Source organism: Caulobacter sp. X (assembly GCF_002742635.1).
GTDB lineage: Bacteria > Pseudomonadota > Alphaproteobacteria > Caulobacterales > Caulobacteraceae > Caulobacter.
Map to the genome: position 1 here is coordinate 1,068,653 of NZ_PEGF01000002.1, position 11,577 is coordinate 1,080,229.

The 11,577-nt window shown below is 67.9% G+C and carries 10 protein-coding genes and 1 tRNA gene; 9 read left to right on the forward strand and 2 right to left on the reverse strand.

Going from position 1 to position 11,577, the window contains the following annotated elements; all coding sequences use genetic code 11:
* Positions 1 to 358: 358 nt before the first annotated feature.
* A tRNA-Leu gene (locus CSW60_RS17375) sits at positions 359 to 443 on the reverse strand.
* Between the two features lie 245 nt (positions 444 to 688).
* On the opposite strand from CSW60_RS17375, the gene CSW60_RS17380 reads away from it, so the two are divergent.
* The 7 genes from CSW60_RS17380 to CSW60_RS17410 all read left to right on the forward strand — a co-directional run bounded on the left by CSW60_RS17380 (position 689) and on the right by CSW60_RS17410 (position 9,452).
* Entirely contained in the window at positions 689 to 955 is a 267-nt protein-coding gene (locus CSW60_RS17380) for a hypothetical protein (RefSeq protein WP_099538451.1), read from the forward strand.
* Positions 956 to 1,017: 62 nt separating this feature from the next.
* Positions 1,018 to 2,301, forward strand: coding sequence for an amidohydrolase family protein (locus CSW60_RS17385; RefSeq protein WP_099538452.1), 1,284 nt, complete (start codon positions 1,018 to 1,020; stop codon positions 2,299 to 2,301).
* Positions 2,302 to 2,498: 197 nt separating this feature from the next.
* Positions 2,499 to 4,958: a prolyl oligopeptidase family serine peptidase gene (locus CSW60_RS17390; protein ID WP_099538453.1), complete on the forward strand. Its 2,460-nt coding sequence runs from the start codon at positions 2,499 to 2,501 to the stop codon at positions 4,956 to 4,958.
* A 135-nt stretch (positions 4,959 to 5,093) separates the two neighbouring features.
* Positions 5,094 to 7,184: an ATP-binding protein gene (locus CSW60_RS17395; RefSeq protein WP_099538454.1), complete on the forward strand. Its 2,091-nt coding sequence runs from the start codon at positions 5,094 to 5,096 to the stop codon at positions 7,182 to 7,184.
* Between the two features lie 94 nt (positions 7,185 to 7,278).
* Positions 7,279 to 8,277 (forward strand): methionine ABC transporter ATP-binding protein, encoded by a 999-nt coding sequence (locus CSW60_RS17400; protein ID WP_099538455.1) that lies wholly within the window; start codon positions 7,279 to 7,281, stop codon positions 8,275 to 8,277.
* Positions 8,274 to 8,948, forward strand: coding sequence for a methionine ABC transporter permease (locus CSW60_RS17405; RefSeq protein ID WP_099538456.1), 675 nt, complete (start codon positions 8,274 to 8,276; stop codon positions 8,946 to 8,948). The genes CSW60_RS17400 and CSW60_RS17405 overlap by 4 nt, the downstream gene beginning before the upstream one ends.
* A 153-nt stretch (positions 8,949 to 9,101) precedes the next feature.
* Complete coding sequence (locus CSW60_RS17410) at positions 9,102 to 9,452, forward strand: hypothetical protein (protein WP_099538457.1); 351 nt, start codon at positions 9,102 to 9,104, stop codon at positions 9,450 to 9,452.
* Here the strand turns inward: CSW60_RS17410 and CSW60_RS17415 are convergent.
* Positions 9,443 to 9,691 carry a hypothetical protein gene (locus CSW60_RS17415; protein WP_099538458.1) on the reverse strand — a complete coding sequence of 83 codons (249 nt, stop codon included), beginning with the start codon at positions 9,689 to 9,691 and terminating at the stop codon, positions 9,443 to 9,445. The genes CSW60_RS17410 and CSW60_RS17415 overlap by 10 nt on opposite strands.
* A gap of 137 nt (positions 9,692 to 9,828) precedes the next feature.
* Between CSW60_RS17415 and CSW60_RS17420 the strand changes: the two genes are divergently transcribed.
* Both CSW60_RS17420 and CSW60_RS17425 read left to right on the forward strand, forming a co-directional pair.
* A complete protein-coding gene (locus CSW60_RS17420) occupies positions 9,829 to 10,647 on the forward strand; it encodes a MetQ/NlpA family ABC transporter substrate-binding protein (RefSeq protein WP_201723082.1) in 819 nt (272 codons plus the stop codon).
* Positions 10,648 to 10,833: 186 nt separating this feature from the next.
* Positions 10,834 to 11,550 carry a GntR family transcriptional regulator gene (locus CSW60_RS17425; RefSeq protein WP_099538459.1) on the forward strand — a complete coding sequence of 239 codons (717 nt, stop codon included), beginning with the start codon at positions 10,834 to 10,836 and terminating at the stop codon, positions 11,548 to 11,550.
* Positions 11,551 to 11,577 lie beyond the last annotated feature (27 nt).

Sequence of the window (11,577 nt, forward strand, 5' to 3'; positions counted from 1 at the left end):
GTCAAGCACTCGAACGCAACAGAGGACGGACGATAGTCGCACCCGACGATCGGGCAAGCCGCTCGTCGCGCCAGGAGTGCTTAAGGGCATACGCGACCGAACCGAGCTAGCCACTTTTGTCCGATCCGATGGACGCCATCAGATCGAAAAGGGCTCCGGCCGACCGATCGCCGCGTGCGCCGCAGGCTCTCCTAGAAACCGGCGCAATTCTGACGAGAGTCGAGCGATCTAGAAATGACTATTACAGTCTAGGTCGTCGATTCAGCCGACACGGGAAGTCGGGTTGCCCACTCTGCCGTGGGTAGCTGCTTTTGCGAAGGGAAATCGTTTGCTTGCGGAGACTTGCATTCGCCGCGGTTGGTAGGGACGGTGGGACTCGAACCCACACGGATTGCTCCAACGGATTTTAAGTCCGGCGCGTCTACCGATTCCGCCACGTCCCCGTCTTCCCGACCCCTTAAGCCATCGCGGCTTCGGGGTCGAGAAGGGGGCGGCGAGAAGGGGCGGTCCGGCGGGCGCGGATTTCTGTTCCGCCCCGAACAAGGTCTTCGGTCATGACCAGGATGTAACTTGCCTTGGTGGCGTCGGTCGGCTTGTTCAATCTCCAGTTTCGCTAGCGCCTAAGCTTCCAGGCTTGCGTTGGATAAGGGCCGCCCGCGTGGGGCTGGCGGCGCGCCAGGGGATGTAAATGCGTCTTTTCGTTTCCATGATCGGGTTGTCCTTGGTCGTCGCGACGGCCGCTTTCGCGCAGACCGCGCCGGATTCGTCGGCTTCGCCCGCCACGCCGACGGTCGAGAAGAAGAAGGAAAAGCGCGTCTGCCGCGACGAGACTCCCACGGGCAGCCATTTCCCGGTGAAGGTCTGTACGACGGCTGAGCAACGCAAGGCGCAGAGCGGCGTCGCCCAGCGCGCCCAGGAGACGATGCAGGCGCCGTCGCCGACCATTCCCAACTGAGTCTCGACGTCAGGGTTTGGCGTGCTAGCGTCCCTTCCAGTTATCGGAGGGGACGTTCGAAGATGCGTGGAATGAATGAGGTCGCGGTTCTGGCGGCCGCCATGGGGCTGTTGGCCGGCGGCGCGGCCAGCGCGGCCGAGGTGACGGCGGTCAGCGCCGCGCGCCTGCTGGACGTGGCCTCGGGCAAATATGTCGACAACCCGCTGGTCGTCGTCACCGACGGCCGGATCACCGCCGTGGGCAAGAAGGGCGACGCCGTTCCCAAGGGCGCCAAGGTGGTCGACCTGCCGAACGCGACCCTGCTGCCGGGCCTGATCGACATGCACGTGCACCTCGATAGTTTGGCCGAGGTCGGCGGTTACAACAGCCTGCAGTACAGCGACCGCTTCTGGAGCGTGGTCCAGACGGCCAACGCCAAGAAGACGCTGGAGGCCGGCTTCACCACCGTGCGCAATGTCGGCTCGGCCGACTTCGACGACGTGGGCCTGCGCGAGGCGATCGACGCCGGCTACGTGCCGGGGCCGCGCGTGGTGACGGCCTCGTGGGCGATCGGCGCAACGGGCGGCCACTGCGACTCGACCTTCTTCCCGCCGTCGATGGACGAGAAGGGCCCCTACAATATCGACAGCCCCGACGAGGCGCGGAAGGCTGTCCGGACGCTGAAGAAGTACGGCGCCCAGGTGATCAAGATCTGCGCCACGGGCGGGGTCTTCTCGCGCGGCGACGAGCCGGGCCAGCAGCAGCTGACCTATGACGAGATGCACGCCGTGGCCGACGAGGCGCACATGGCGGGCCTGAAGGTCGCCGCCCACGCCCACGGCGCGGCGGGCATCCGCGAGGCGATCAAGGCCGGCATCGACACCATCGAGCACGCCAGCCTGGTCGACGATGAGGGAATCAAACTGGCGGTCCAGCACGGGACCTACTTCTCGATGGACATCTACAACACCGACTACACCCAGGCCGAGGGCAAGAAGAACGGCGTGCTGGAGGACAACCTGCGCAAGGATCGCGACATCGGCGAGATCCAGCGGCAGAACTTCAAGAAGGCCCTGAAGGCCGGGGTGAAGATGGTCTACGGCACCGACGCGGGCGTCTATCCGCACGGCGGCAACGCCAAGCAGTTCGCGATCATGGTCCGTTATGGCGCCACGCCCCTGCAGGCGATCCAGTCGGCGACGATCACCGCCGCCGAGGCCCTGGGCCAGAGCAAGGATGTCGGCCAGGTCGCCACGGGCCGCTATGGCGACATCATCGCGGTGTCGGGTGATCCGCTCACGGATGTCACGGTGCTGGAAAAGCCGGTCTTCGTGATGAAGGGCGGCGCGGTCTACCGGCGGCCTTGAGAAAAGATTTCCAGCGCGAAACTAAGTTTCGCGCTGGAAATCAAATTCAGCGATTTTTTCGAAGATAAATGCGCCCTTACCCTCAATTAGGGGGTGATTGCGGTGAAAATGGGTTCTTCTCCCGCCGAGTTGTGCATAATCGTGCCTTTCTGAAAAAGCGCCGGGTTGGGCGGCGCGATCCAGGTGAGGGGCTCTCGATGTTGCACACTTCGTTCCGGCGGCGGGCGATCGCGTTGGCCGCTTCGGCGGCGTTCATGGCCTTGTCGGCGGGCGCGGCCCTGGCGGCCGATGTCTATCAGACTCCGCCGGCCCCGATCGCGCAGATCCTCGACTCGCCCCAGACGCCCAGCGTCTCCGTCAGCCCCGACCGCAAGGTCCTGGTCCAGCTGGGCCGCGAGAACCTGCCCTCGATCGCGGCGGTGTCCGAGCCGATCCTGCGCCTGGGCGGCTATCGCATCAATCCGCGCACCAACGGTCCGATCGAGGCTCGCGCCAACTGGCTGAACAGCCTGGCGTTCGAGGACGTCGCGACGGCCAAGGTCCGCCCCGTGAGCCTGCCGGCCGGCGCGCGCTTCATCGCGCCCAGCTGGTCGCCCGACGGCTCCAAGGTGGCCTTCGTGCTGGACGCCAAGACGGGCCTTGAGCTGTGGGTCGCCGACGTGAAGACCGCCACCGCCCGCAAGGTGACCGAGCCGGTGGTCAACGCCGTGTTCGGCGGGGGCTACGACTGGTTGCCGGACGGCTCGGGCCTGATGGTCCAGACGATCATCGCCGGCCGCGGCGCGCCGCCCGTCGCCGACGAGACGCCCACCGGCCCGACCATCCAGGAGTCCAAGGGCCGCTCCTCGGCGATCCGCACCTATCAGGACTTGCTGTCGAACGCCCATGACGAGGCGCTGTTCGACTACTACTTCACCTCGCAACTGACCCGCGTCAGCCTGGCCGACGGCAAGACCACGCCGGTGGGCCAGCCCGGGATCATCGCCGGCGCGTCGATCTCGCCCGACGGCCAGTACCTGCTGACCACGCGCCTGAAGCGTCCCTACAGCTACCTGGTCCCGGCCAACCTGTTCCCGACCGAGATCGCGGTCTCCACGATCGACGGCCAGCCGGTGAAGACCCTGGCCGACCGTCCGCTGGCCGACACCCTGCCGCCGGCGTTCGACGCGACCTCGCCTGGTCCGCGCTCGGTCGAGTGGCGCGCCGACGCCCCGGCGACCCTCGTCTGGGCCGAGGCCCAGGACGGCGGCGATCCGCGCAAGAAGGTCGCGGTGCACGACAGCGTCTTCATGCTGGCCGCGCCATTCTCGGCCGCGCCGACCAAGCTGATCGACCTCGACCAGCGCTATCGCGGGATCACCTGGGGCAAGAGCGACTTTGCCCTGCTGAACAGCCGCTGGTGGCAGACCCGCAAGGAAAAGCGCATCGCCATCGATCCCAGCAAGCCGGGCGCCGGCCGCGTGCTGGTCGAGCGCAACTATCAGGACCGCTACAACGATCCAGGTCGTCCGGTGACCCGCCGTGACGCGCGCGGCGAGGATCTGCTGCACTTCACGCCGGACGGCAAGGCGGTGTTCCTGTTCGGCGACGGCGCCTCGGCCAAGGGCGAGTTCCCGTTCGTCGGCCGCATGGCGCTCGCCGACGGCAAGGCCACCAAGCTGTGGGAAGCCCAGGCGCCGTACTACGAAGCCCCTGTCGCCCTGGCCGACGAGGCTGGCAAGACGGTGATCACCCGCCGCGAAAGCGCCAAGGACGCGCCGAACTACTTCATCCACGCGGTCGCCAAGGGCGCCAAGGCCAAGGCCCTGACCAGCTTCCCCGACCGCGCGCCCCAGTTCGCGGGCGTCAGCAAGCAGACCATCACCTACAAGCGCGCCGACGGCGTGACCCTGTCGGGCGTGCTGTACCTGCCGGCCGGCTACGACAAGGCCAAGGACGGTCCGCTGCCGCTCTTGATGTGGGCCTATCCGGCCGAGTTCACCGACGCGGCCGTCGCCAGCCAGACGGTGGACGAGGGCAACCGCTTCACCCGACCGGGCGGTATCAGCCACCTGTTCCTGCTGACCCAGGGCTACGCGATCCTCGACAATCCGGCCTTCCCGATCATCGGCCGCAACGGCGCCGAGCCGAACGACACCTATGTCGAGCAGCTGGTCGCCGACGCCCAGGCCGCGGTCGACGCCGTGGTCGCCATGGGCGTGGCCGATCGGGACCGGATCGCCGTGGGCGGCCACAGCTACGGCGCGTTCATGACCGCCAACCTGCTGGCCCACACGCGCCTCTTCCGGGCCGGCATCGCCCGCTCGGGCGCCTACAACCGCACCCTGACGCCGTTCGGCTTCCAGGCCGAGCAGCGCACCTACTGGGAGGCGACCGACACCTATACGAAGATGAGCCCGTTCACCTACGCGCCGAACATCAAGGACCCGATCCTGCTGATCCACGGCGAGGCGGACGACAACCAGGGCACCTTCCCAATCCAGAGCGAGCGCTTCTACGCGGCGCTTAAGGGCGCGGGCGCGACCGTGCGCTACGTGACCTTGCCCAACGAGCCGCACGGCTACCGGGCGATGGAGTCGACCAAGCACACCCTTTGGGAAATGGTCGAGTGGATGAACAAGTACGTGAAGAACGCTCCTAAACGCGACGCCAAGTAGGGCGGATCGCTGGCCGTCCCCGGGGATGGTGATCCCCGGGGACGGCTCCGCGCCAATATGCCGCGCCTATTCAGCCACTTAGTGTGTCAAAGTCGACAGCCTCCGGTGGCAAGCTCGCCCGCCGGAGACATCAAGATGAGTCGTACAAGCGCCCACCGCGCATTCCGGCGGACGATGAACCTGATCGCGGGGGGCAAATCCCTGGCGATGGCGCTGGCGGCTATCGTCCACGAGGTCGAGGCCGAGGATTCCTCCATTCTTTGCAGCATTCTGCTGCTCGACGCCGAGCGCCGGCGCCTGACGTTGGGCGCGGCGCCCAGCTTGCCGGATTTCTACAACAAGGCCATCGAAGGCGTTGAGATCGGCCCCGCCGTCGGATCTTGCGGCACGGCGGCCTATCTTGGCCGTCGCGTGGTGGTCGAGGACATCCAGTCCGATCCGCTGTGGGCGGACTTCAAGGATCTGGCGGCGCAGGCGGGACTGGCCGCGTGCTGGTCGCAGCCGATCAAGGCGCCGGACGGCTCGGTGGTCGGCACCTTCGCGATCTACCAGCGTCAGGTCAGCGCGCCGGACGAGGAGGATATCGCGTTCATCGAGGCCGCCGCCGAGCTGGCGGCGATCGCGATCGACCGGCGCCGCGCCGAGGAGGTGTTGGCGGCCAGCGAGATCCGGGCGCGACTGGCGGCCCAGCAGGCCCTGGAGACCGCGCAGAACCTGTCGAGTTTCTTCGACGTCTCGGCCGACCTGATGTGCATCCGCGACATGGAGGGGCGCTTCGTGAAGGTCAATCGCGCCTGGCAGGCGGTGCTCGGCTATCCGGTCGAGACGCTGGAGGGCGCGTCCCTGCTGTCGCTGTTGCATCCAGACGACTTGCCGGCCACCCGCGCCAACATGAACCGCGCCGAGAAAGACGGCGACGTCAACGGCTTCGTCAATCGCTATCGCCGCGCCGACGGGTCCTATTGCCAGCTGGAATGGCGCGCGCGGCGGCGAGGAGAGCTGGTGTTCGGCGTGGCGCGCGACGTCACCGAGCGTCTGCGGATCGAGGCCGAGATGGCCGAAGCCCGCCACGCCGCCGAGGCGGCCAACAAGGCCAAGAACGACTTCCTGGCCAATATGAGCCATGAAATCCGCACGCCTCTGAACGGCGTCCTGGGCGTCGCCGCGGCGCTGGGCGAGACGGATCTCACGCCAAAGCAGGCCGAGATGGTCGAGCTGATCCGGCGGTCCGGCGAGACCCTGGAGCGGCTGGTCTCGGACATCCTGGACGTCTCGAAGATCGAGGCCGGCCAGATGACGATCCAGACGCAGGCCTTCGATTTGGGCGCGGTGCTGGACGGCCTGCTGGACGTCACCCGCCTTCGAGCCAAGGAGAAGGGGATCGGGTTCCGCGTCGAGCGCGGCGCCGGGGCGCGCGGCGGATTCCTGGGCGACAGCGTGCGGATCGGCCAGGTGTTGAGCAACCTGCTGTCCAACGCCGTCAAATTCACCGATCGCGGCGAGGTCACGGTGCGCGTCGATGTCGAGGATCCGAGCGAGGGCCAGGCCTCGCGTCTGTGCGTCGAGGTCGAGGACACCGGCGTGGGCTTCGATGCGACGAAGGTCGATATGATCTTCCAGCGCTTCAGTCAGGCCGACAGCACGATCACGCGCCGGTTCGGCGGGTCGGGCCTGGGCCTGTCGATCAGCAAGACCCTGGTCGAGATGATGGGCGGCGAGATCACCGCGCGGTCCAGCCCGGGCGCGGGCAGCCTGTTCCGGGTGGCCCTGCCGGCGCCTCGGACGGAGTCCGGGCCTGGCGCCGAAGCCGACCCGCTCCTGTCGTGCGTCCAGGCCGATGGGCTGAAGATCCTGCTGGCCGAGGACCATCCGATCAATCAGCGCGTCGTGCAGTTGATGCTCGAGCCCTGCGGAGCCACTGTCACGGTGGTGGAAAACGGCGCCCAGGCGGTCGAGGCCGTGGCCGCCCGGCGCTACGACGTGGTGCTGATGGACATGCAGATGCCGGTCATGGACGGCTTGGCGGCGACCCGCGCGATCCGGGCTCAGGAGGCGGGCGGGCGGCGCACGCCGATCATCATGCTCAGCGCCAACGCCATGGCCGGCCACCGGCAGGACGCCCTGGCCGCCGGCGCGGACCTGCATGTCGCCAAGCCCGTCACGATCGCGGCCCTGCTGGACGGAATCGGGCAGGTTCTCGCGACCGATACGCGCTGCGCCAGCTGACGACGGCGGTTTCCCTTCACCTTTGCCGGCCAAACGCCTAAATCGGGCGGCCTGCGGCCCTGGCCGCTCGAAAAACTCGTTTGGACTTGGCCGCGTGATCACCTTCCAGGACGTCTCGAAAACCTATGCCCAGGGCGGGCACGCCGCGCTCAGCGCCGTGTCCCTGTCCGTCGCCGCCGGCGAGGTGTTCGGCGTGATCGGCGCCTCGGGCGCGGGCAAGTCGACCCTGATCCGCCTGATCAACGGCCTGGAGACGCCGACCGGCGGCCGGGTGATCGTCGACGGCGACGATGTCGCGGCCCTGGGCGTCGAGGGCCTCCGGGCCCTGCGCCGTCGGGTCGGGATGATCTTCCAGCACTTCAACCTGCTGTCGGGCAAGACGGTCGCCCAGAACGTCGCCTTCCCGCTGAAGCTGGCCGGCCGTCCCGCCGCCGAGGTCAAGGCGCGCACGGCCGAGCTCCTGGAGCGCGTCGGCCTCACCGCCCACGCCGACAAATATCCGGCCCAGCTGTCGGGCGGCCAGAAGCAGCGGGTCGGCATCGCCCGGGCGCTGGCGACCGGGCCCAAGGTGCTGCTGTGCGACGAGGCCACCAGCGCGCTGGATCCTGAGACCACCGAGCAGATCCTGGACCTGATCTCGGGCCTCAACCGCGAGCTTGGCCTGACCATCGTGCTGATCACCCACGAGATGGACGTGGTCCGCCGCGTCTGCGACCGCGTCGCCGTGCTGGAGGCCGGCCGCGTGGTGGAAGAGGGCGCGGTCGAGGACGTCTTCCTGCACCCGGCCAGCGACACCGCCCGCCGCTTCGTGCGCGAGGCCGACGGCGAGGTCACGACCGCTCCGGGCGTCGGCGGCCGGCTGGTGCGCCTGACCTTCAAGGGCGAGGCGACCTACAAGCCGGTGCTGGGCGAGGTCGCCCGCGCCACCGGCGTCGACTATTCGATCCTGGGCGGCCGCATCCATCGCCTGCGCGAGACGCCGTACGGCCAGCTGACCCTGGCCCTGACCGGCGGCGACGTCGCCGCGGCGATCAAGACCTTCGAGGCGTCCGGCGTCCGCGTCGATGACCTGACCGGGGAGGCCGCCCGATGAGCGCCGGAACCTTCGAGTTCGCCAATGTCGACTGGAGCGAGATCGGTCAGGCGACGCTGGACACCCTGGCCATGCTGGGCGGCTCGATGGCGCTGACCATCGCGCTCGGCCTTCCGTTGGGCGTGATCCTGTTCCTGACCGGCAAGGGCCAGATGCTGGAGAACCGGCTGGCCAACGGCGCGCTGTCGCTGCTGGTCAACATCCTGCGCTCGGTGCCGTTCGTGATCCTGCTGATCGTGATGATCCCGCTGACCGTGGCCCTGGTCGGCACCTCGCTGGGCGTGGCCGGCGCGATCCCGCCGCTGGTCGCGGGCGCCGCGCCCTTCTTCGCCCGCCTGGTCGAGACGGCTCTGCGCGAGGTCGACAAGGGCGTGGTCGAGGCCAGCTTCGCCATGGGCGCCAAGCGCCGGCAGGTGGTGCTGGGCGCGCTGCTGCCCGAGGCCCTGCCGGGCCTGATCGCCGCGGCGACCGTCACCGCCATCGCCCTGGTCGGCTACACGGCCATGGCCGGCGTCGTGGGCGCCGGGGGGCTGGGGGACCTCGCTGTGCGGTTCGGCTATCAGCGTTTCCAGACCGACGTGATGGTCGTGACCGTGGTGCTGATGCTGGTGCTGGTTCAAGTGCTGCAGATGGTCGGCGACGCGGTGGTGCGCCGCGTTTCGCATAGATGATGTCTTCCTCCCCCGTGAAACGGGGGAGGTGTCGGCGTAGCCGACGGAGGGGGCGCAAATCGCTGATAAGCGCCCCCTCCGTCACGCCGCGTATTCGCGGCGCGCCACCTCCCCCGCCTTGCGGGTGAGGAGGTTTGGGGCCAAGAACGCGACATGACTGAGACCACCGACCTCCACTGGGACGCCGACTTCGCCGCGACCCTGATCGGCAAGACCCTGCTGATGAACCTGACCTTCCTCGACGACGACGGCGAGGTTCTGGAGCGCCAGCAGTTCTTCGGCGTGGTGATCGACGCCGACGAGGGGGAGGGGATCGTCCTCGACCTCCTGGGCGAGCACGACGGCGACACCTACACGCTGCCGCCGCAGACCTCGGCGATCAAGGCGGCCGAGGCGGGCGTCATCAGCCTGGCGGGCGACAAGCCCGACTTCGTGGCCAGCTGGATCATCCACGGGCCGCCGGAGGTCGCCAACGACCTCGACGACGAGATCGATCAGGCCTGATCGAACGGGAACGGCAGCCGGCCGGCCTTGAACAGGATGTCGGGGTTCTCGTCGTAGTCGCCGAGTTCGACGTCCGCGCTGGCCGAAAAGGCGACGACCCCCTCGCGCAGCGGCGCCAGTCGTTCGGCCTTGCGGCGGGCCTCTTCCGCCGTCTTGCAGCCGATCTGCTGCTCGGCCTTCAGGCCCTTGCTGCGCCCGGCGACATAGGCTTGCACGATGTGGACGGTTTCCTTGGCCATCCATATCCAAGCGGCTTGTTCGGCGGCGCGGTCAAGCGATGGTTCGCCAAGGCTTCACGGAACTCGACGGGCGCTCAGGAAATCTGATTTCCTCGCCCCGCCGTATCAGGGCAAAAGCCTACCACTAAGATCGCCTTATGGAGCCGTTCATGGTCGCCCGCCGCGCTGTTCTTGTTCTCGGTCTCGCCGCCATGAGTCTTGCCGCCTGCGGGCCGAAGACGCCCAAGGCCGGCGACCCCAACACCCTGACCATCGCCGCCACCGCCATCCCGCACGCCGAGGTGCTGGAGTTCATCAAGCCGAAGCTGGCGGCCGAGGGGCTGAATCTCGAGATCAAGGTCTTCAACGACTACGTCCAGCCCAACGTCCAGGTGGCCGAGAAGCGGATCGACGTCAGCTACTTCGAGACCCTGCCGTATCTGGAGACTTTCAACCGCGACAAGGGCACGAACCTGATCCCGATCCAGGGCGTGCACGTCGAGCCGATCGGGACCTATTCGGCCAAGTGGAAGTCGCTCGCCGAGGTCCCGACCGGCGCCACGATCGCCATCCCCAACGACGCCAGCACCGAGGGCCGGGCCCTGATCCTGCTGGCCAAGAACGGCGTCATCGGCCTCAAGGACCCGACCAACGCCCTGTCGAGCCTGAAGGACATCACCAGCAATCCCAAGGACCTGAAGTTCAAGGAGCTTGAGGCGCCGTCGCTGCCGCGCGTCCTGAACCAGGTCGACCTGGCGGTGATCAACACCAACTACGCGCTCGACGCCAAGCTGAACCCTAGCAAGGACGCCCTGATCATCGAGGACAAGACCAGCCCGTACGTGAACTACCTGGTCGGCCGCCCGGACAACAAGGACGACCCGCGCGTCAAAAAGCTGGCGGCCGCGCTCACCTCGCCGGAGGTGAAGGCGTTCATCGAGAAGAAGTACTCCGGCGCGGTCGTGCCGGCGTTCTGAGGAAGCGAAATCCTCCCCCCAGCGGGGGAGGTGGTCCGAAGGACCGGAGGGGGAAGTTCTACTGACCTTGCCTCTTCCCCCTCCGTCGTCTCGTCGAGCCGGCACCTCCCCCACGAGGGGGAGGATTTTGTAGCGCTCTCTAACATTTCACCCTACCTATCAGCGTCCGCACGCCTCGGAGTCTCCATGGCCTCGCCAACGCTGAAACCGCTCGCCGGCCGTCGGCTGGTGCTGGATGTCGCCAATTCCTCGGGCCTGGAGGACTGGTCGCCCGACCTGCAGAAGACCAAGGTCTATGAGCGCATCCTGCTGGACCTGATCCTGGGCGAACTGGCGGCCGGCTCGCGGCTGGATGAGCAGTTCCTGGCCGCGCATTACGACACCGGCTTGGCCGGCGTGCGCGAGGCCCTGGGTCGCTTGGCTCTGGAGGGCCTGGTCGTCCGCCGCGCGCGATCAGGCACCACCGTCGCGCCGCTGGACCTGGTCGAACTGCGCCAGGGCTACGAGGCCCGGGTGCTGATCGAACCGCATTGCGCCGCCCTGGCCGCCCGCAACGCCTCCAAGGCCGACGCCCAGGCGATGTTCGACGTTTTCGCGGAAGGAGAAGAGGCCGCCCGCGTTTGCGACCTGCCCGCCCTGGTGGCCATGGACCTGCGCTTCCACGCCCTGGTCGCGCGGGGCTCTGGCAACCTGGCCCTGGCCCGCATCCTGATCCCCCTGCAGCACAAGGCCGCGCGGTTCTGGGTGTTCTCGTTCAATGGCGCGACCGAGCAGGAGCTGATCGACGAGATCGAGGAGCATCGCGAAGTGGCCCGCGTGATCGCCGGCGGCGACGCCGAGGCCTCGCGCGCGGCGATGCTGAAGATTCTGAACGTCCAGCCCGAGGCGCAGGGCAGGGCCTGAGGCCCGATACGCGTCTGGAGCTCGGGC

Excerpts from the sequence above, each read along its gene's own strand:
- CSW60_RS17380 (WP_099538451.1), top strand. The coding sequence starts at position 689 with ATGCGTCTTTTCGTTTCCATGATCGGGTTGTCCTTGGTCGTCGCGACG.
- CSW60_RS17385 (WP_099538452.1), top strand. The coding sequence starts at position 1,018 with ATGCGTGGAATGAATGAGGTCGCGGTTCTGGCGGCCGCCATGGGGCTG.
- CSW60_RS17390 (WP_099538453.1), top strand. The coding sequence starts at position 2,499 with ATGTTGCACACTTCGTTCCGGCGGCGGGCGATCGCGTTGGCCGCTTCG.
- CSW60_RS17395 (WP_099538454.1), top strand. The coding sequence starts at position 5,094 with ATGAGTCGTACAAGCGCCCACCGCGCATTCCGGCGGACGATGAACCTG.
- CSW60_RS17405 (WP_099538456.1), top strand. The coding sequence starts at position 8,274 with ATGAGCGCCGGAACCTTCGAGTTCGCCAATGTCGACTGGAGCGAGATC.
- CSW60_RS17410 (WP_099538457.1), top strand. The coding sequence starts at position 9,102 with ATGACTGAGACCACCGACCTCCACTGGGACGCCGACTTCGCCGCGACC.
- CSW60_RS17415 (WP_099538458.1), bottom strand. The coding sequence starts at position 9,691 with ATGGCCAAGGAAACCGTCCACATCGTGCAAGCCTATGTCGCCGGGCGC.
- CSW60_RS17420 (WP_201723082.1), top strand. The coding sequence starts at position 9,829 with ATGGAGCCGTTCATGGTCGCCCGCCGCGCTGTTCTTGTTCTCGGTCTC.
- CSW60_RS17425 (WP_099538459.1), top strand. The coding sequence starts at position 10,834 with ATGGCCTCGCCAACGCTGAAACCGCTCGCCGGCCGTCGGCTGGTGCTG.